The 21,565-nt window shown below is 54.3% G+C and carries 12 protein-coding genes and 1 pseudogene; 5 read left to right on the top strand and 8 right to left on the bottom strand.

Annotated elements, in window-relative coordinates; all coding sequences use genetic code 11:
- The first annotated feature begins 5 nt into the window (after positions 1–5).
- A complete protein-coding gene (locus tag M5R41_18080) occupies positions 6–2,120 on the top strand; it encodes a cation-translocating P-type ATPase (protein ID MCZ7558309.1) in 2,115 nt (704 codons plus the stop codon).
- A gap of 448 nt (positions 2,121–2,568) precedes the next feature.
- Complete coding sequence (locus M5R41_18075) at positions 2,569–2,730, top strand: hypothetical protein (GenBank protein ID MCZ7558308.1); 162 nt, start codon at positions 2,569–2,571, stop codon at positions 2,728–2,730.
- Between the two features lie 213 nt (positions 2,731–2,943).
- Here the strand turns inward: M5R41_18075 and M5R41_18070 are convergent, their stop codons facing one another.
- The 3 genes from M5R41_18070 to M5R41_18060 form a co-directional block, all read right to left on the bottom strand.
- Positions 2,944–3,258: a hypothetical protein gene (locus M5R41_18070; protein MCZ7558307.1), complete on the bottom strand. Its 315-nt coding sequence runs from the start codon at positions 3,256–3,258 to the stop codon at positions 2,944–2,946.
- Between the two features lie 2,397 nt (positions 3,259–5,655).
- A complete protein-coding gene (locus M5R41_18065) occupies positions 5,656–7,245 on the bottom strand; it encodes a DUF1501 domain-containing protein (protein ID MCZ7558306.1) in 1,590 nt (529 codons plus the stop codon).
- 2 nt (positions 7,246–7,247) lie between these two features.
- Positions 7,248–8,870 (bottom strand): DUF1800 domain-containing protein, encoded by a 1,623-nt coding sequence (locus M5R41_18060; GenBank protein ID MCZ7558305.1) that lies wholly within the window; start codon positions 8,868–8,870, stop codon positions 7,248–7,250.
- 730 nt (positions 8,871–9,600) lie between these two features.
- Here M5R41_18060 and M5R41_18055 point away from each other — a divergent pair.
- Positions 9,601–11,814, top strand: a complete 2,214-nt coding sequence (locus M5R41_18055) for a T9SS type A sorting domain-containing protein (protein ID MCZ7558304.1) — start codon at positions 9,601–9,603, stop codon at positions 11,812–11,814.
- An 894-nt stretch (positions 11,815–12,708) separates the two neighbouring features.
- Here the strand turns inward: M5R41_18055 and M5R41_18050 are convergent.
- The 3 genes and pseudogenes from M5R41_18050 to M5R41_18040 form a co-directional block, all read right to left on the bottom strand.
- Positions 12,709–14,853 (bottom strand): DUF4397 domain-containing protein, encoded by a 2,145-nt coding sequence (locus M5R41_18050; protein ID MCZ7558303.1) that lies wholly within the window; start codon positions 14,851–14,853, stop codon positions 12,709–12,711.
- Between the two features lie 354 nt (positions 14,854–15,207).
- The gene (locus M5R41_18045) at positions 15,208–15,723 is read right to left on the bottom strand and encodes a glutathione peroxidase (GenBank protein MCZ7558302.1); all 516 of its coding nucleotides are present in this window, start codon (positions 15,721–15,723) and stop codon (positions 15,208–15,210) included.
- Positions 15,724–16,122: 399 nt separating this feature from the next.
- Positions 16,123–16,333: pseudogene (locus tag M5R41_18040) on the bottom strand (DUF4143 domain-containing protein).
- A gap of 460 nt (positions 16,334–16,793) precedes the next feature.
- Between M5R41_18040 and M5R41_18035 the strand changes: the two are divergent.
- Positions 16,794–17,012, top strand: coding sequence for a hypothetical protein (locus M5R41_18035; GenBank protein MCZ7558301.1), 219 nt, complete (start codon positions 16,794–16,796; stop codon positions 17,010–17,012).
- Here M5R41_18035 and M5R41_18030 read toward each other — a convergent pair.
- Together M5R41_18030 and M5R41_18025 are read right to left on the bottom strand one after the other, a co-directional pair.
- On the bottom strand, positions 17,002–17,562 hold the full coding sequence (locus tag M5R41_18030; GenBank protein ID MCZ7558300.1) for a hypothetical protein: 561 nt from the start codon (positions 17,560–17,562) through the stop codon (positions 17,002–17,004). The genes M5R41_18035 and M5R41_18030 overlap by 11 nt on opposite strands.
- Positions 17,563–17,583: 21 nt before the next feature.
- Positions 17,584–20,163, bottom strand: a complete 2,580-nt coding sequence (locus M5R41_18025) for a hypothetical protein (GenBank protein ID MCZ7558299.1) — start codon at positions 20,161–20,163, stop codon at positions 17,584–17,586.
- Positions 20,164–20,571: 408 nt separating this feature from the next.
- On the opposite strand from M5R41_18025, the gene M5R41_18020 reads away from it, so the two are divergent.
- Positions 20,572–21,504, top strand: a complete 933-nt coding sequence (locus M5R41_18020) for a serine/threonine-protein phosphatase (GenBank protein MCZ7558298.1) — start codon at positions 20,572–20,574, stop codon at positions 21,502–21,504.
- Positions 21,505–21,565: the final 61 nt, after the last annotated feature.

The raw sequence follows: 21,565 nt of genomic DNA, 5'->3' as shown, positions 1-21,565 counted from the left end.
AGCGAATGACAACGAAATTGAGCGATAGGATCACATGGCGCGTTGCCAATCTCGACTGCGAGAATGAGGCGCGTACCATTGAGAAGAGGCTCTCTGCATTTCCCGGACTCTCTGAACTATTGGTGTATCCACAAACGGCCAAGGTCTCGTTCATCCTGGGCACTGGCGCCCCCGAACTTGAATCGATCAAGGAAACACTATCAGAGCTGGGCTTTCCGATTCTGCATGAGGGAGCGGCGCCTGTGTCCCCTCCCGTGTGGCGAAACAACAAGGTGATTGTCTCGGCCGGTTCAGGTGTGCTTTTGGGTGTTACCTACCTCCTTGAGTCGATTGTACTGCCCCCATCACTGCTCTCTACGGTTCTTTACGGCAGTGGCATGCTGCTCGGTGGTTGGTATTTCTTTCGCCAGGCAATCACCGACTTTGTCCGTGAGAGAATTGTCGGGATAGAGATGCTTATGATGGTGGCCGCCATCGGGGCATTTTTGCTGGGACAGCATGTTCAAGCATTGATTTTGGTGTTCCTGTACTCAATTTCGGAGGCTCTTGAGGGTTACACAGTCGACAAAACACGAAATGCCGTTCGTGCATTGATGAACCTGGCGCCAGGCATGGCAACCGTGCTACGGGATTCTGTCGAGGTTGACATCCCTGTCGAGCAATTGGCAGTTGGTGATGTTTTTCTACTACGATCCGGCCAATCGATTCCGACCGACGGTGTGATAGTTGATGGAACCTCGCATGTGAATGAAGCCACACTCACTGGAGAGTCTCGGCCTGTATTAAAAACTATCGGTGATCCTGTTTTTGCAGGCACGAACAATGTCGAGGGCATGCTTTCGATCAAGGCGACTCGTACGACAAGCGACAATACCCTGAGTAGAATCATCAAGCTGGTCGAGGATGCTCAGGAAAAAAAGGCGAATTCAGAACTGATGATTCGCCGATTCGGGCGTTGGTATAGTCCGGGTGTTCTCCTCGCCGGATTACTTCTCGCTGCCATTCCGGGACTGTTAACTGGGGACTGGAGTGAATGGACCGCAAGAGCAATGGTGTTTATCGTTTCAGCCTCACCCTGCGCTTTGATCATTTCGATTCCAATCACGATGGTGGCGGCGATTGGTACTGGGGCGCGGATGGGAATATTATTGAAGGGCGGGAACGTTCTCGAACAGCTTGCGGGAGTGCGTGCACTCGCTTTCGACAAAACCGGCACTCTCACAGTCGGCAAACCGAAAGTCACCCGCGTCATTTCCGTTGACGGCACCTCTGAAGATCTCTTGATAGAAATTGCTGCCTCGGTCGAGCGTTTTTCAAAACATCCGCTCGCAGAGGCAATTGTCAATGAAGGGCAACTCCGTGGGATCATTCCAGGGACTGTGCGAGATGCGACGTCAATCACCGGGAACGGGATTTTCGCGCGATACCGTGATTTGGAAGTGTTCATCGGAAAGAAGGAATGGGTGGCTGCATCATGTGAAACGAGCATTGATGCGATATCTAGTTCTGTGTCGCAACCGGGTCATGAGGAGGATTCAGTAGTCTACATTGCCACGAGGGCTGCCCTGCTGGGAGCGATTCTCATTGGAGACGAAGTTCGACCGAATGCCGCTGAGACAATCAAGAACCTCAATCGCTGCGGCATCACGCATACTGCTCTGCTTACTGGAGATCATTTTGATGCTGCCAGTGCTATTGCTCATGTGACTGGGATTCGAGAATTCCATGCTAATCTGTCCCCTGAAGGTAAAATGGCGGTGATTGCTAACCTGCAAAGGACCTACGGCGCCACTGCTATGATCGGTGATGGTGTGAATGACGCGCCAGCGCTGGCGAGTGCGACCGTCGGCATAGCTATGGGGGCGGCTGGCAGCGATGTCGCTTTGGAAACCGCGGATGTTGCGCTTCTGGCTGATGATCTGTCGAAGATTTCTCAGTCTCTTCTGCTGGCAAGAAAGGCCCGCCGTGTTGTTCGTCAGAATCTGGTGCTCTCAATGGCAGTGATTACAGCGTTGATCACAGCCTCTTTCTTCGGGGCGACCCTGCCGATCGCAGTGGTCGCGCATGAAGCGAGTGAATTCATCGTCATCCTCAATGGACTTCGCTTGCTACGCGGATGATAATAGCTGTGCATCCTTCACGGCTTCTTCTTGAACAGAGAGGACTTCAACGTGTCTGGTTTCTAGCGCTGATGCACGGCTCGGATACAGCAATATCCTTTCCGCAAACAGTATTTTTGTCCTCCTCACAGTCAATGTTGGGTTTGCGTGCAAGTCAGGTCATCCCGCACCTCATGAGGTTCACCTCACCCTTCACCCAAGCAGGATGCGACATCCACATTTCCGAATGACCATAACCTCGGCAGAATTGTGAACACATGCGCGTCCATCCTAATCGTGCCAGAATTGTATCTATACTCATCACACGTAGAAGGCTTTGTACATTAGAAGGGCTCAGTTGAGTTTCGTGCGCTCCAAATATGGCACCGGCTCCATATTCTGTCACTTGACACGATGATCCGCCACGGAGATAGTTACAGAGGTGCCTTCAACCGCATATGGTGGTAACATGAACACCACAGGAAATGCACTCACAATCAGCAGGATCGCCGGCGAGAAGGAGCTGATCCATCTTGCTGCCGCAGTTGACGCCCTCGATAATCTTCAGATGATGTTCTACGCTTCCGTCGCATTATCGGCGCAAGATCGAGACCTCACTGAATACATCTAGCGGGCCGTTGAGCACCTAGAGTTCTTACGAAGATCGATTGAGTCTAGAGACACCCTCACAATCTCGCTCATTCGATTACGGAATCCGCGATTCGTCAAAGGATCTCATAGGTGCTCCGATCCAGCGTGAAGCAAGAAGTTGGGTCATACCCATTTAGATTAAAGGAACGCCATTCAGAGCTGGAACGCCTACGATGCACGGCGCGGCTTCAGTTCAGAGTGCAATTGGGACTTCCGCATCCTGGAACTCCTCGGCGAGATCCCTCTTTGGATTCGTACGCGCCTCAATTACCTGTGTCATCTGAGGAGCTACGCGTGCGCGGATGGATTTCCCGAGCGCTTCTTGCTTCTTCTCGTTGGAATAGAAGGCCTCGATTCGATACAGTTCAGTGCCAGCAAGAATCTGGCCGTATAGTGTGACTCCTTCGTTGTCAGACTCCCAATAGTCGATAAGCGAGTCTTCATATTTCGCTGAAAGCTCAAGAAGGTCGTAATTGATATGGCGGTCTCGAGGTGAGAACACATCCAAGACGACGGCTTCCGTCTCGCGATATCGTATTCTGGCACGACAGCACATTCCATCACTGAATCTTGGCTTCAACACCCTATATGACTGTTTCTGGCTATAATCAGGTTTTCATGCGTCATCTCACACTCTTCCTCCATCATATTCGACAGATGGCCTCCCTCCTCCGCGGCACTGACTTGATATTCAGTCGTAAATATATCTAGGAGTAGATTGCCAACCCCGTCTTGATTTCCTTGAATAGCCACAACGACTTTTGTGAAACTCATATGTCATCTACCTTCTGTAGATTGATCTTTCCGTTGCTTCTCTTTCATGTTCGCGCTTGACGACCGGGATGATTTTTTTTACGATGATCGTACATCCATGTTTTGGAACGTCTGAGTTCGCTTTCCTCGCAACTCGTTTGCTTCTCAGTTCACCTCGCATATTGATAACTCATTCATCTGTATTTCATCACCTGTGAGCAGACGAAGGCCGAATTGCCGTAGAATGGTCCTCAGCTTTTTCCTCATTTGCTGCCAATTCCCCTCACTGCACATATTCTCAAAGATCAAGTCGCGACGGTTGTAATTCTCACCGCATTACGTTCTACCAGGTTGCAGGTAGTAAGCTTGAATACCGTATTTGCTGCCTATGACCACAGTCGATTCCCCGGCAATATCTGCGGAAACAAAATCGGAACATCGTAATCCGTTTGCGCTGGTATGCTGACACCCGTGAGTGCATATATAAACTCAGCGATATTCTGCGGAGTATTGCTTGCGTCTGGACTAGGATATACTCTCAGAAAGACATCCGTTAGTTCGCGGTCTGAAGGAGCGCGAAGCCTCTACGCCAGTCCGTGCTGCGTCTTGTCAAAAGTTGATTTTGTGACTCGTGTCAAGCAGAACGCCTTGACAAGATTCATAAAGTAGTAGTAGGGGGCCAACGGCCACGCAGCGATTCCATGTGCATCAATTGCACTCTCGTAGAAGTCATGTGCCTGGGCAACACAGGCTACATCCTCACGTCTGGCAGTAGTTAGACATGATGTCTTGATTGCTCGACCAATGATCACCCAAGGGTCAAAAGAAAACAAGAGCGTTTGATGTCTTGTATTTCCCTTTCTACTAACTTTCGTCGGCCAGAAACTGTAGGGAATCAGTTTTCTATTTACTCTGAGACGTTCACCAACGCGTGTTTCTGGAAGTTTCATCAGTGATCTCGAATTGAACTAATTTAGTCACGCGATAGCAACGACGTGAAAAGCTGCCCAATGATTATAGGATTGAAGCGCACAAAACGCGAATTGTTTCGTCTCTGCCATTTTGAAGCGCCTTCATATACGTCATGAACAGCAGGGCAACACAGTGTGACCGAGAGCATCTACGCTAATCAGTCTAGGTTGGTCGGCATGGCATAAGGATCAGTATAAAACACCTCTCACAAAGCAATCATGTGACCTCGCCACGCAGCGAGCGACAACATTTGCAACGGACGTAGCTTCACCATCTTTGAAAAATGGTGCACCACTGTCGATCGTTTCATGGAAGCACCTCACCGGTTCTGAGACATTCCGATTCGTTGCTGTAAAACTATCGATACGATTCGAGGATACGAATTATTCTGCGTGGGAAGGATCGACGGTGTTGCACTTCAGCAGAAATTTCAGCGTAGGAGCTCGATAGAAATGTCGGTAATTCCTCCATCTTGAGTCCATCGTGGAGATGATCTACCTCGATCCTACCCACGACCGTATCACCTTACAGAACGAACGGACCTGGTGACACGAATCACCGCCATGCCTGGCCTCAAGAGAAGTCACGGTCTCAGCTCGTCAGCCCGATGCGCACCTGCGATGCCAGCGTCCTGAGTGATTGCCTCACCCCATTTCGGTCGCCTGCAACTCCACGCTCGATCGGAGAGTTCTCCTCTCCCTCAGCCCCCAATTGGCGCCAGAAAAACGAATTGAGGTGGTACCAAGGGGGTTCGAAAAATGGTACCACTTTGGTACCATTCAAACAGAAAACCGCAATTCAAATAGAAATTAGTTCATTTCTGCACTTTCCTAAGTCTGGCGCGTATGCCAATTTCGCCACATTCGCAGGGCATGGCCAATCCCGAATGCAGGATTGGGCGAATCAAAGTAAAATACGGGATTTTCGGGTGCAGACAAAGAACCTCGAGGTCCACCACCATCAAGCCAAAGAAGGAAGTCACGTCGGCTACCAGTAACCAGAAATAACAGTCGAATGAAACCGACTTGCAGCGGCTAATCGAAATGATTGTGTGTGGCGATTGCGGTGGTCGTGCGGATGGCAGTATGGACCGACGCTGCGATTGATTCCGCGTTTTGCCTATCAGAAGTGCACGGACCCTGTCTCACGGCTAATCTTCAGAAGCGGGGACTATAAATCGTCAACGTAGCTTCGTGAATCTTCTGATCATGCTGCGACTCATGGATTCATAGTGTACCCAATACGTTCCTGTGGGAAGACTGTTGAGATTGAGTCTGACAGAGTATTCACCGGGCATGAATGTCCGGGACGCAATCTCCTGTACGACGGCACCGAGCCCATCGAACATACGCAGGGTTACGTGCCGTCCGGTCCCTGTCACGTCGATAAATAATTGATCGTGAGCGGGATTCGGGTAGATGTGGAAATCGCCGAGAATTGCCTCTTTTTGCTGCTCTACATCGACAGAGCTGATGCAGCTCTCGCGAATGATTGGCAATGCGGCGTAGCCCGACAACAACAGGCTCGAGACTTCTGCCACGCTCGCACCAAGCCAGTGATGCAGAAGTGTTCCGAACATATTCCGGAAATCATATTGCATCGGCACGCCGTCTTCAATGCCTACCTGCCTGTCGATCACCGGCGCGTCGCCGAGAATTTGTTTTTTTGCGCAGGAGCCGAAAAGGAAATGCGGAGCCGCGGTACCATGGTCACTGCCGAGTCCGGCATTGGAGCGTATGCGACGACCGAACTCAGAGTATGTCAATCCCATGACTCGCCCACTGATGCCTAACAGCTCGACATCGTCCTGGAAGGCAGCGATTGCATCCGAGAGTTCCTTGAGCAGCTCGGCATGCTTCCCGGTCTCTGGCGCGCCGCTGACCACCTGGTTGTCGTGCGTGTCGAATCCCCCGAGCTGAACAATATAGAGTCGTGTTTTCAGCCCCCCCGAAATCAACCGTGCCACATGCTTGAGCGCAGTCCCGAGGGGAGTATTACCGGCCTCCTCGTACTTCGTGGAGAGATTGTTCCCCGCCTCCGCAGCCTTCCGGATAGCCTCCGCATAGGCGTTGGTCTGCGTGACGGTGCTGTTGACATATGTTAACACATCACCGTAACAGTCCGCGGGGATATCGCCTAGCGCACCAACCAGCGCCGTGCCCGGCTTGAATGGATCCTCCATTGCCAGCGAGTAGTTGGCCGTCACACCCTGGCAGGTCTCCGAGACGCTTTTTCCAATAGTAAGCGCAAATGGATGCGGGTACTGGAGTGTGGGATAGCCGGTCGGATAGCCGGCAAAATCCAGGTCGTAATATCGACCCATCCAACCAGTCTCAAGATATTCATCCGCAGGAGAACCGCTGTTCCAGATATCGGTGGAGCGGAAATGCGAGCGGTTTTGATCGGGGTACCCGACGTTTTGAATCACGCCGAGAGTGCCACGTTCCCACATCTCCTTCATTCCGGCCATTGACGGATGAAATCCAAAGCTATCATGATTGAGATTGAGCACACTTGGCTCCGGTATGAGCAGGTTTCCGCGTACACTCTGCAAAGCGTCATACTGGTTCAGGTCGATGAGGGTGTTGAGTCCGTCGTTGCCCCCCTGAAGCTGCACAAGCACGAGCACCCTGTCACTCTCCGCCAGTCCTCTCGAAATGAGTGGCGCGGCATGAGCGGACAATGGAAAGCGACCAAGAACCAACGGTACAGAGGCGATGGTGGTCAGACGAAGGAAATCCCTGCGGGAGATAGAAAATTTGTTCTTCATGATCACATCACCTGAAATTCTGACATGCCCATCATTACGGAAAGCAGTCTGCGGAGATTGTTTTCCACTGGAACGCGGAGCGCATCATTACCCGGATCCGCAACATACTCACCGTACTCGACCGTCCATTCGTAATCAGGTAACCCCTGCAGCACGATGTTCTTCAGTGCGGTCAGCTGCCCGCTCGAGATCGAATAATTGAACATCCGTTCCGCCAGCCCCATCACAAGGGCACTGATATCGCCGGCATTCGGGACTCCCGCTGCCAGGTCGAGCACGGGTACCATCGGAGCAATTCTGTAATTGTCACCGTCGATTGTAATCGTCCCACCTTCGACGATGGCCCTGCAAAGCTCGTGGCGCTTTGGAAGCAGCAGATTGTTCAACCAGTTCCGGTCCAGGCCTGGCTCCTGATAATAGGCTTTCCAACCGGCGACATCGGGATGATTGAACATCGCCTGCTCCAGTTCAGCGGCCATAGCATACAGATTAAAGGCATATTCATATTCCTCCTGCACCCCGGACTTTGGTGGTTTTGCTCCCAACGCCCGCGATGCGGAGAACAGAAGGTCAATCGGACTCTTGATCATGCATGCCGTCGATCGAAAAAAATGGTCAGATGCGAAAAGCGTTTTCAAAGCCGGAGCAATGTCGTAATCGTCGGTACGCATCTGCAGTGCAAGCGGTTCGATGACCTGTTGTTCAACCTCGGGTGTGATATTCGAATGAACGAACCAGCGGTATAGCTTTCGCATGATGAACCGCGAGCAAACCTCCTGCTGAAAAATCACATCGACAAGGTCCTCGTATTCATCCTCACCGTTCTCACCGATGACAGCACCCCCGAAATGCTTCGAGAGCTGTTTGACGCCGGTTGAATGCCGCCGGCTGTCGAACGATGCAGTGAGCGTAGCGGGATCCGAAACATGTGACACGCTCCAGCCCGTGAGTACTTTCGCCATCTCGATGACATCTCGCTCGGTATAGTTCGAATAGTCACCCGGTCCGATGAGTGGTCCCTTTCCAACCGTGAAAAGCTCCAGCAATTCGCGTGAGTAATTCTCATTCGGTGCCGCACTCGTATTCTCCGCACCACTCAGGTACTGCAGCATACTGGTATCGATCGTGATATCCTTGGTAAGCTGTCGGAAATTCCCCAGCGAATGTGAACGCAGCAGCATGTGATAGATGTACTCGCGATGTGGTACAATGGATGTTGTCACAAAATGATTGTGCCAGAAGAGCGTGAGCTTCTCACGAATAGACATATCCGAATAGTGCATCTGCAGGATGGTCCAGGCATAGAGAGACTTGCTGCGCGCGCGGATGACGCGATTGCGCAGCATGGGTGGATTGACACTGGGGAAAGGATCGGCATGAATCCAGGTTTCGCCCTGCTTCGCGCCGGGATCATTGAGCGCATTCGATCCCGATCCGTCCGGGAGATACTTTACTGGCGGATCAGGGTTATTAACTGCCGCGAAAAGCGCATCGAGTGTACCGTCGAGTCCAAGTTGCACGGCGCTTACCACATCCGCCTGCAACGGACCGAACGTCGTTCTGCGCAGCAAATGCCTGGCTTGGGCAGAATTCCAATCCCCAGTGAATTTTTCCAGATACGACATGGCTCGATAAACTCCGTGGAAGCACAAAGAATGGAATGACAGCGCAAATGCTGCGTGGGTTACACGCTACCTGCTGTCGTGAATGGTCCTGCAGCAGCGACTGGGGCTACGCCCTTGCATAGAGCCCAACGTGTCCTGGAAAAGCTGATCATACACGCCTCCACGGAGCCGAACACGTATCATGATGTTTCCGAATGCGTGACTCGATCAATCGAAGGTACGTTTCCATCGCGTGTGCGGCACAGATGGATGCGGGCGAATAAATGTCACGGCACATGAATTCAACAATCGCATGTTGACCAACCTGCTCCCCTTTCGTCAAGTTCATTGTGAATCACGCCGATTCCCGAGACGGAATCCAGTGCAAGTGCTTGAAAATATTCAATAATAGCATAAAAGCGGGTTATTTCCCAAGTCTGGCGCGTATGCCAATTTCGCCACATTCGCAGGGCATGGCCAATCCCGAATGCAGGATTGGGCAAATTAAGGTAAAATACGGGATTTTCTGGTGGGGACAAATATGACCGCATCGCTAACAAGGACCGCATCGCTAACAAGGACCGCATCGCTAACAAGGACCGCATCGCATACGATCAGCCGATGTAGAACTATCTTATGTTGAATCGTCTGACAGCTGTTGGATTGCTATTACCGCGTATCCACGGTATCTTCTCGGTGAGGATATTCTTCCGGACAAGTCGTGTTATTTCACCTCTTGGGGGGTACTATCATGAGTTTCCGCCGTTGGCTGTTCATTCAGGTGTTGATGACTGTTCTGTTACCGACAGCTCTCGTTGCACAGTGGCAACAGACTTCGGGGCCCGGAGGTGGCTCGATCACCACGATGGCGGTTGTCGAATCAGAAGAAGCGGGGACCACCGTTCTCATTGGCAACGCCATTCAGATATACTCGTCAAAAGACTACGGTGTGCATTGGGATCTTTCCCATCCCGGTTACCCGAATCACATGGTCCGACATGTGTGCGCGAACGGAGTAATGGTATTCGCCTGGATGTCCACCAACTTTTGGCGGAGTACGAACGGTGGTGATGACTGGCAGGAAATGGCGGGAAGCCTGGAATACGGAACAGTCTACGCCACCGCATTCAGTCATTACGACAACGGGTACATCTACCTCGGCACGCATGAGAAGGGGGTGTACCGATCATCGGACAACGGGGTGCATTGGGAGGCCGTGAATGAGGGATTGGAGGATTTGCATCTCTCCACGATCGCAACAGCACCGGATACGAGTCGATATGTTTTCGCAGGAACGACAGAAGGGATTTATCATTCCACCAACGAGGGGGATGCATGGACCAGACTGGATGGATTGCAGTGCACATCACGGTATCCAAGCATCACGCTCATCCCAGATCCGGCGGCTGTTGGCAATGCTCGTGTGTATGTCGGCGATATCGGTGTGCTGCATGTTTCTACCGATCTCGGTTTTACCTGGTCCCCCGTGAATGTCGGTTCGACACTGAATATTCTTCGATCTGTCATCCGCTCCTCACGCACTGGCCGAGATACGTTGATGTTGAATTCGTCCGAGGGCGTATTTCGATCAGTTGATGATGGCGCTTCCTGGCATCTCGCGAGCAACGGGATACAAAATCCCGACGTCACACATATCGTCAGCAGCAAACAACGCGTGTTCGCTGTGACAGCCGTCGGTTGCTACGCCAGCACCGACAACGGGAGCAGTTGGACGGAATCCTCTTCGGGGATGTATAATGTCTGGTCCAATACTAGAGCGATGACGGTGCTCCCCGCGCAGGATGGTGTTCCAGAGTTGCTCCTGACGGCGTCGATCGATATCGGTGTCAGCCGCACAACGGATTACGGCGATACATGGCATCACTCCAACTTTGGCTATACAACGAAGGATGCACTGGCTTTGTATTCATCCGTAATCGCGACGCCACCCCATCCACTGCTGCTGTTTGCAGGATCGGCGGACCGGGGTGTCTTCCGTTCCGAAGACAGCGGTCTGTCATGGCAGAATACAAGTGCCGGAATGGGGCATCGGCCCGTGCTGACCATGCTATTAAAACCAAGAAATGACAAGCTGGGTGAATATCTGTTTGCCGGCCTCTATGGGGAGGTGGCATTCGTTTCACCAAACTACGGAGACAACTGGCGAGACCTCGGAGCTTCGGCACCGGTCCGCCATACGAACGCTTTCGCCTACATCGGAGACACGCTGTACGCCGGCGGTGCCTTCGACTTTCTCTGGTCCATCGACGATGGGGAAAGCTGGACTAAAGCCTCACCTCCCGGTAATTACCCTGTCCTTTCCTTGGCTGTTACCAATATTCAGGGTCGTTCATACATCTTCGCGGGCACAGGACGTGGTGGAGTCGGGGTCACGACCGATGGCGGAACCACCTGGCGCAGCAGTAACGTGGGTTTGACCGATAAAGACGTGTATGCAGTACTGATCCGTGAACTTGACGGGCGTGTGCAGGTCTTTGCCGCAACACAGCGAAAAGGAGTATTCGTATCTCATGACCTCGGAGAAACATGGAATAGTATTTCCGAAGGGTTGGCAGCTGAGGCGGTCGAGTCACTTGCGATCGCAGGGCCGTATCTATTCGCAGGCACCCGTTCATCTGGTGTATGGCGGCGTCCGCTCTCGGACATAACCGCTGTGGAAGCAGACGCTACGGCAACTTCTTCCGATCCTTCTCTTCTGCAGACCTATCCGAATCCCGTTCACACGCAAACCGCCGTTCAATTTCACATCCCTGTGCGGGCGTTCGTCTCGCTCACCATCCATAACATTGTCGGGGAAAAAGTCGCAACCCTCGTTCGTTCCAGTCTGGATCCCGGCACTCATGTGACACGCTGGAATGCGACCGGTCTGCCCAATGGTCTGTATTTCTGCCGGTTGATGGTGAACAATACTGTGCTGACCAGAAAACTGACCTTGATGAAATAACCACTGTCCGTTTTCCGTTCCAGGTCGAAATTGTCTCGACTAACCTGCGCCTTCGTAGTCAAGTTCTCAGGGACTCACACTGAAGCCCGAGCCGGATTGTGACATTCGCGCCTGTAATTACTCTATAAAAGCATAATATGGGCTATTTCCCAAATCTGGCGTATATGCCAATTTCGCCACATTCGCGCGGGGTCTGCCCAAACCTGCTTGCGGGATTGGGCGAATCAAAGTAAAGAACGGGATTCTCATGTGTGAGACAAAGGAAGCGAAATCGGCACGAAATCGGCAACGGATGAAATCTATATGCGATGGAACGGCGGTGCACGGGTATCTCACGTGTCTGTGCTCATGTCGGCGCCCGATCCATTTGCTGCCTGATCTACACATCGTGTCTCCTCGACTCCTTGTCCCGTCCATATCTACGACGATCACCTCCACCTGACGCGAATGTTATCCACGAATGACATAATCGAACAGCAGCGAGGCGATTCTTATGAAAGCCGTGTGTGTATCGATCAGGTGTTCAGCTGCCTGACGCAGGAACATATCTCGTTGTGTTCAGGCTGGCAAAACTACTCTTTCCGCCATATCACGTGTTTCCGGACAGAGCCTGTGGTGGAGGGAAACGGGAGAAGCAACCTCCGGCTGAGAATCTGGCACCCCGTTGTTCCTCCTCAGTATGTGGTTGAGCATAGTGGTACAGGACCGACGCATCCTTGTTTAACGGACGCTTCACCTCCGGACCTGCTCAACGGGGAATGCCGTTTGACCTCCTGCATCCTGACGCGCGACTGCTCAAATTGTCCACAGATAAAACGGCGGCTCCCGTCGGGGAGCCGCCATCGTGATCGAGCGCGTCGAGGGTGAGAAATGCATTCGGGGAGAGCGCAATGATCAACGGGTGATAACGAGCATACGCGAGAGAACCTGCTCGCCGGCCTTCAGGCGGTAGATGTAACTGCCGGGCTGAAGTGACACACCGTTATCTCCAATGCCATTCCAGCTCGCACTGTACGAACCGGCAGCACGCACGCCATTGAACACCGACGCAACCCGCTGACCGAGAGCATTGAAAATCTCCAGCGTCACATAGGATTCCTCAGGCAACGAGTATTGGAACGTCGTGCCGGACACAACCGGGTTCGGCGCGTTCTGCGCGAGGCTGACATCGAGTTCGCTCATGCCACCATCCGCTTTCGGATTGCCGGCGCCGAGGATGCGCAGCACATCCGTACCAACGAACGGCGTACCGTCGTTGAGCTGTCCCGTCACGGTAACAACGACGCAGGCATTATTGCTCACCATGCCGAGCGTCGAACGGATGCTCTGACGATCGAAAAGAAACGTCCAGTCGGTCATGCCGTCCGCAGAGCCGGAATAGCAGTCGCCACAGTTTGCAGGGACGCCCGGAAACGGAGCGGTCACATTACCCGGCGACGGATTTCCGTTCGGAGCGACGCCGTTGAGACGCACCGTGGATGCATCCACGCTCGTGACGTTGAACCACGAACTTCCGGCCAGGGCTACGGGCAGGGCTCCGCGCGCGCGCAGGTTGAAGGGGTTCGGGCAGCCGCCAGGAAGAATATCCAGCGGAGCATTGACGGGAAGTTGGATGACCGTGCCGTTGGCAAGTGCGGCGAAAAGACCGAAACGCGGACCATTCTGATTGGAGGCCGGAGCAAGGAAACCGCTGGCAAACACAACGGCCGCGCCGCCGCCAAGCGAAGAAACATCGGCGACGTAGGACGCCACAATAACGCTGCTATTCGAACCCGGCGTGATATCGAGCACGTAGCGACCGGCGGGCACGGACAGGTAACCGGTGAAATCACCATACGCGGCGTTGTTCACGATTGTCCCGACACCACGGGCAATGACGTCTACCGTCGGTGCATCGGTCGAACCGTGCAGTACGTTGAGGTCGACGCTTGAGAGACTATTGCCGGCTTCGCGGCCCATGTCGGTGACGAAGAGTGTGAACGCTGTGCTGCGGCTGTCGGGATTGAAAGCGAAGGAAGGCGGCGCAAGTACACCGTTCGCAACGGCGACATAGGTTTTCGCGGCACCGAGCGTCACAGGAATACTCGCGATAATGTCGCCCGGGCCGGTGCTGTTGCCGGGAGCCACTCCGATGGAAAGCTGCACACCCGCCGGTACGGTCACGAACGGCGTCGCTGCACGGAAGGCGAAATTATCCAGAAATAAGGATCCATTAACGTAAATGTCGACAAGCGACGCGGCAGGATCGGCCGCGTTATGAATGACCTGCAAGCGCGCAGTCGGTGCGGCTGCTTGCGGGAGAGCGATCACCGTGCCATTGGGCAAAGCGGCATAGAGACCGAAGGCAGCGCCGTTCTGATTCGTGGAGGGCGTCAGGAAGCCGGACGCGAACACCACCGCGGCACCACCGCCCAGCGTGGAGAGATCGGCCTGGTAATAGGCCACGATGGTGTTGTTGTCATTGCCGGGAGTGACATCGAGCGTGTAATTCGCTGCGGGCACGGATAGGTAGCCGGTCATGTCACCGTACGCCGCATTGTTGACAAGCACTCCGTTACCGCGTACCATCACATCCACCGTGGGAGCGTCGGTCGCGCCATGCAGAACGTTGATATCGACATTTGTGGGACTGCTGCCGGTCTCGCGACCCATGTCCGTCACGAACAGGGTGAACGCCGTACTGCGGCTGTCAGGATTGGCCGCGAAGGAAGGTGGTGAAAGCACACCGTTCGCGACGGCAACATAGGTTTTGTTCGCATCGAAGGTCGGAGTGAAAGTTGCGATGGCGTCGAGCACGCTGCTGCTGCTGCCCGGCGCGATACCTATGGACAAGGGTACACCGGCCGGCACGTTCACAAACGGCGTCGCGGCGCGAAATGCGAAGTTGTCAAGGAACAGTGCCCCATTGACATAGATGTCGACAACCGACGCCGCGGGGTCGGCGGCATTGTGAATGACCTGCAGGCGTGCCTGCTGCGCAATCAGCGGGGATGCAGTGAAAAGAAGCACTGCTGCTACGAGGGAATGTATGTATCGCATAGGGACCTTTCCTTGGTTATAAGATGGTAACGGAGATCTTGCTATGAGTATCGCTTAATGTCTTGTATATGATCGCTGCGTTGCGTTAGTAAAACCCTGTCTGCTTCCTGGGAGTTCCCGCACCGTTCGATTTTTCCCTGCCCGTGCATGCGGTGTACTTGCACGTACTAACAGCGTATGACCTTTTATTCTCCCATATCTCCCATTATCGCCCCCGGGATTGCGGAGCGCGCGGCAGGGCATGCATCGCTACGGCAGGCAGGAGAAAAGAAGAAGTGTCGCGTGAGCTGTGTGGCAGAGGTACGGGAGGAGCTTCGTCGTCCGATGTGATCTGTAGATCTGCGCCCCGGCGGATCAGCAGGCTATGTCGTACGACCGTACCCTATTGTCCTCGATCAGTTTCACGATGGCCGGTTCAATGCGGTCTGGTGGCGTCACCGGGGCAAAACGGCGCACAGGGTTTCCGTGGACGTCAAGAAGGAACTTCGTGAAATTCCACTTGATGCGTCCTCCGGCAACTCCCGGCAGCGCATTTTGCAAATATTGGAACATCGGATGCGCTTGTTTTCCATTCACCATTGTTTTCTCGAACATCGGAAAACTCACGCCGTAATTCAACAGGCACGTCGCGGCGATGCTGCGTTCGTCCCCCGGTTCCTGACCGCCGAACTGGTTGCAGGGGAAACCGAGAATGACGAGGCCATGGTCGCGGTATTTTCGGTACAGGCGCTCGAGACCTTCATATTGCGGAGTGAATCCGCAGGCACTGGCGGTGTTCACCACAAGCACAATCTTGCCGGCGAATTCCGCCATACGAAGCTCTCGGCCCTGCAAATCCCTCGCGACGAACTCATGGAATACACTTCTCACTGCACACCTCCGCATCGAAAATATCCGTTCACTGTCTCATTTCTGACCATCGTTGCGCTCACTCCAAAGCTCGTATCGTGTAAGGGCTTTACTGTCTGTGCGATATAACAGGAGACGCGGCAACGCAAGTTCCATCCTGAAAAAATACCGTGCCGCGCATGCGATCCCGGGAACTCAGAAGCACCGCGGTCGGGTTCGCACCCGGAATAATGTGAGATCCCGGTCATATCGTTCAACATACCGCTCCGTCATCTATCGTTTCGGTCTCCCTTTGTAGCTTCCGCGATGTTCGGATAGCACCGATGCTGTACCCCTCCCGGAACAGCGCGTGATCAGGATTTGCGTAATGCTCTCCGATGGGGTAGCACCTCGTTAACGTATTCCCGGAAACAGATCCCCTGCATTCAAACCGAGGAGTGCACAACGCAGGCCTGTATCACTCTGATGCAGCTTCGGTGTCTTGACGAGGCGATTCATTTTATCGCTGTGCAGGGCGGCAATTCATCGAGCGGAAAAATCCGCGACAGCAGTGTCGTGTACTCGCGTATGGCGGTCGACTGAGCTGAAATGGCGCGGCGATCTCCGACATATTCACCAGACGGGCGGACCGTCGCGGGCGTCCTCGTGCACATGGCGATGACGGGCTTTCTTTCGGATGCGGCGATCATGAAGGCGAGAGCTGCGATATGGCGCATTTGCGCGAATACGAACAGGTGCGACAGACTACATTGAGAAGAACGGTGCGATCGGCTCTGCTTGATACTTGGTGGCGTTCTCGCATTATTTCCATGTATTCTTTCCGACTGCCAAGGGTCATAGTGTGCCTCCAATTGGGTAAGGTCCAATTTTGAGGCAACGAATGCTATGATGAAACCCTTCGGTAAGATTATTTATGAGTCAACGCGCCGTGTCGAAGGAATCGAGGGCTGATGCTCGGAGCGAAACATGTGCAGCCGGCAAGAGTCTCCCGGTGAAGAGTCACAGCGTTGCCGGCGGTCTCCTCCATTCGCGCGAGGACGTGCCCCAGGCCGTCGGCGTACTGATTGATGTCGGACCTGAGAGGATACAGCATGTATCCGCTGCGTAGCCTGACTCCCGTAAGGACGTGGGAAGGACACAGCGAAGCCTCACCGGCGTTCGAATTCCTTCGAAGTTCGCGTGCACTCGTAGCGCTCTCCATGCTCGGTGCGGAGGGTGTGCCGGACGTGCGGAATGCTCTCCCAAAAAAATGCCATGCCACCGCGCACGCCGGCAACTACCGTGCGGACAGCCCGAAGATCATTCCGTAAAGCTCACACGTACCGACACCACAACGCGGGGCTTGCGACCCGCTTTCTGCTTCACATAATGCTTCACATACAATTTGCGCTCCCACGATGCGCTTTTCTGTTTGAAGAAAACGTGGTCGCGGTGATCGGACCGAATAGCACCATCCGGTTGCAACAGCTCGCTGAAACGATCGAGTAACGCGTTATAATAGGTCAGGCACGCGGCATCGGAAGAAAACTCCTTTGTCGCGGAAACGACATAGTCGGGCTGCTGACCGGCGATTCGCGACACTCGCGCATCTTCTTTGTCGAACTCGGGTATATCATAATTCAATGTGTTCTTTTTCACACCCTTTTTCGAAACGGTGTACCGCGAGCCCGTATCCCAGGATTTCTCAGAGACAAGCGGCGCGTACTTCTTCGGAGCAAGCTTCCATAAACGCACCACCGCAGCAAGCATATCCTGCCCGGGCTCGGAGAGAAGCGCACGCGCGTGCAATTCCACGCCGGTTGTTACGATCATCATGCCGCAGAGCAGCATTCCTGTGTATAGTGTGAGCGATCTTGCCATGTTAGCTCCTGTTCTGTTCCGTTACCGAAATACCGGGATTTTACCGGTCAGACGGGACCCATCGTTGCTTTCAAGAGAGTACAGATAGATTCCGGCGGGGACGGGATATCCACGGGCATCACGTCCGTCCCAGAATGTCTCGTACCGGGCGCCCGCATGATGCCAGGTCGGCGGCACAAGTTCGACGACGACGCGCTGCAAAATATCGTACACGACAAGTCGGGCGGACGTGGGATTCCTGAACGTGTAGTGCATACGCACGGGTTGCCTGGCGTCCCAGGGTGACGGCCAAAATCCCATCTCCGCGATGGGCATGGTGTGAGCGTCCACGGATGTCGCAAGGTAATCACGCAGGAGACGCTCTTCGTCCATCTGTCCGTCACCGTTGCTGTCGACCCGGAGGGCGATACGCGTCGTCGCGAGACTGTCGTTGTTTCCCGTGACGAGTTGCACCGTCGCGCCGGTCTCAAGAGTGATGTCGGGAAAGCGTCCGCTGCGGGTAAAGACGTCCCCGAAGCGCAGCAGCTCCAGAGTCACGGTTTTCTCTGTACCGGGATTCGTAATGACTGCATAGGTTTCGCCGGCACCGACATGACAGTGCAATGAATCAGCCGCTGCGAACTCCTTTGCAATCAATCGGATCGCTTCATCCGTGTTGCCCGCAGTGCGGGCGAGGAAGAGCACGATATCACGCATGGCTCCATCCGTCGCTATCGCCAGAGTCCCGGCGTCCGTCTGAAATTGTGCACGCAGCGACGTGCCCGGATCGGCCTCAAAGTCCATATCGAAGCTATACCCGTCGCGTAATACGGTAATGGACTCCTTCCCTGCGGCTTCAAGGTCCAGTATCAGACGATCCGCCAACGTATTCGCGACGAAACAGCCGGGGATAAACGGCACGGTACCGGTTTTTATCTGCAAGTTGAAAAAATCGGGAGAGGCCTCGTAGTCAATGGCGTGAATATCCGCCGGACCGCGTTCACCCGCGACAAGCTGCGCTGTCCCGTCGCCCCGGTGATACACTTCCGTCCAATCTCCGCCCATCAGTGCGGGATAGCTCGCGACTCCGGATTTCGGCATGGTGGGATAGGGATTGGTGTACACGTCCGCTTGCGCATCGGGATAGAAACCGCGCGAAAGTTCGCTACCCGAGCCGATGATGCGATTCTGCGTTTCATTGACTGTGACCGTGCGGTGTTTCGTCGGCTCGTAATTGTCCCAGACATCAATTTCGCTCATGATGTCGCTGCCGTCGCCCTGTACGCAGCGTCGAATACGCATGGGCACCATGGAATGCGCGTTACCGGCAATGAACACTGCGAGACCGCGATTCCGTCTGCCATCCTCTCGAAAATTGGCGATCAATTTTTCTATCAGCTGGCGTGGCCGCGTATTCCGTTCCGCGGCGTCGGCGAGTGCGCCCTCCCGGCTGATCTGATACAGATGTTTGGAAATGATCTCATCACGGACGGCATCGTCAATCGTCAGTCCCGCGATCGGCCGCGGAAACACATTCCGCAGTCCGGTGTAATGCAGCAGACTCGAGTAGACGAAGCCATAACAGGCGCCGCGAAATGTGTCCATGGCAATATGCTTCCATCGAAGGAGGGCGGCGGGATTGAATACTCTGGGCACGTTGCTGCGCAGCACTTGCGCTTCACCGAAGGCGCGTTCGAAGCTGTACCAATCCGGATATCGGGACCTCGGCGGATTTCCTGTCAGCTCACGGAAAATCTCGTCCTCGAGTTCATAGCGAAAGGTTGTCCAATAGCTTTCCGGCCATACGATGGCTTCCTCGTTGGCAAAGGCGTATGCATCGTACGGCATCTCAAAGCCGGTGCTGTATTCGAGACAGGGCAACAATTCATATGTCGCCACTTCCCGGATCTCCGCGCCACTGGTGTCAACGGCGGTATGGTCGAGTACTTTTCTGATGCGGAATTTTTCATCCTCGATGCCGGTGATCTGCCAACCTTCCACGACGAGATCGCGAATGGGCCAACCGTGCGGGGCTGCGGGATCCTCACCGAGGTCTCCGCGGACAACAAACCATCCGGCGGCCCAGTACGGCACGGGATCGAAGCGAAAGGTGCGTGGTCCGTTGGATGTCTGGCATTCGATAATTGCACCCTCACCTGCCATGGTGCTGACATCATCTCCGCGCATGCGCAGAAACAAGCGGACCGTCGGAGCAGCATCGTGGTATTCCTCGACCTCGACACGCACATAGAATCGGTCGCTGCGATAGAGTGGTTCCTTGATCTCGCAGTCAGGTGAGAGACTGAGTTCAAACAACGTATGTTCGAGATCACCCTCTCCGAGATACGCATCCTCCGCTTCGTCGTAATGCAGTGCAATATCCCGCAGACGCACGCCGATGCGGGATTCCGAATCCTGATCCGATATGGTGATTTCGGATTGCATAGTGAACATGAACGAATGGAAATGCTTTTCGTACGAGCCCTGAGCGGAGAGGGTCACGCTGAGGCCGCTCATGAGGCAAACGAACACACCGACGAACGCGCGCGCACGGCGTCCTTTCGTGAAGAGCTTCCGTACGCAGTATCCCCATTGCTGTTGCGCGTTGTGATGAAGTCGCATGGCAACCTCCGTTCTTTGTTGAGAAGAGTGGCCCTGTACGTTGGTGTCGTGACCGATATTTAGGATATGTTATATCTGATATTAGCACGCCGGGGGATATGATGCAAGAAAAATGTCGCGTTCGGCCGAGACCGCATTACCGCATGCACACGTCACCACGCACGCCTGGTACAGACATCCGGTGGAACCTCAAGAAAAGACAGACAACGGCGTCAGCCGAGTGTATCCATCATCCGCCAAGGCGAACACCGGTCGATTTCGCAGGCGACATCGCGTCATCCTGGAAGAACCGAAACCCGTCACAATGATCAGCCTCTTGCTGCTCAGCCTGCCGCCAGCATCCGCTTTTTCGTTTTCTCATGGCAATTATCCATTTTCCAAGAGGCCATATCACTCATTGCTCCTGACATGCTCCGTCTCCTCCATACCGCTTCAACGTTCATGAACCTCGATTACCGACTGTCGCGTGCCACGGTGGGCGAGGCATTGCATGAACTTCTCGAACAGATAGACGTCGCGAATGAACCACAGTGGTGCCCTCCGGATTCGATGGAACGATCCCGAAAGAGTCTTGCCGGCCCCGCGCAATATTTTTTCTATCAACCGCACACCTTCCCCGAAATGGATCCTCTGTTGGAGCGGGCGCATCAGCTGCAGCATGCGCTGCTCCCGAAACACGCACCACGATCGGAGCATTTCCGAGTGACCGCGGTGCTGGAATCCTTTTGTCATTTGAGTGGGGATCTTTTTGGGTGGGAAGATTCGGACGACGGGGGTATGCACCTGTGGCTGATGGATATGTCCGGTCACGGACTGCATGCAGGTCTGCTCGCGGCGCTGCTCAGCGTTATAATGACGGAGCTGAGGGATGAGAAGGACATTTCCCGCCGCTTTTCCGAGCTGAACCGCCTGCTCTGCGGCATATTGCAATCGCGCGAGGACGTGCTCTACGCGACCGGAGTACTGCTGGATTTCGGACCTGAGGGGGTGCAGTATGTCTCCGCCGCGCATCCGGCACTGCTGCATCGACGAGGTGATGGCCACATCACTGCCGCCCCGGCGGCGGGACGTCCCCTGGGCGTGTTCACGCATTCGACGTATCAGGCGTCCCGCCTCGATTTCAGGCAAGAGGATGTGCTGCTCCTCTGTACGGACGGAATCATTGAGGCCGGGAATGCGGACGGCAACGAGTATGGGCTCGGACGGTTGAGCGCGTCCTTCGCTGCTGCGCGGGGTTCGGCGCAGGACATCGCCGGACAGCTCTATCAGGCGGTGGCATCCTTCCAGGACATGCGCCTCATTGATGACGATGTCACATTTCTCGTTGTGGAGCGTCAATGACACCGACGCCTCCACAACGCCCCGGTTGCCGCAGATCAGCCGGGAAGCACTGAACGATTCT

The sequence above is a fragment of the Bacteroidia bacterium genome (assembly GCA_027493955.1).
Classification (GTDB): domain Bacteria; phylum Bacteroidota; class Ignavibacteria; order SZUA-365; family SZUA-365; genus JAOSJT01.
The sequence above is the reverse complement of the archived record's forward strand: the minus strand, read 5'-3'. Positions and strand labels throughout refer to the sequence as shown.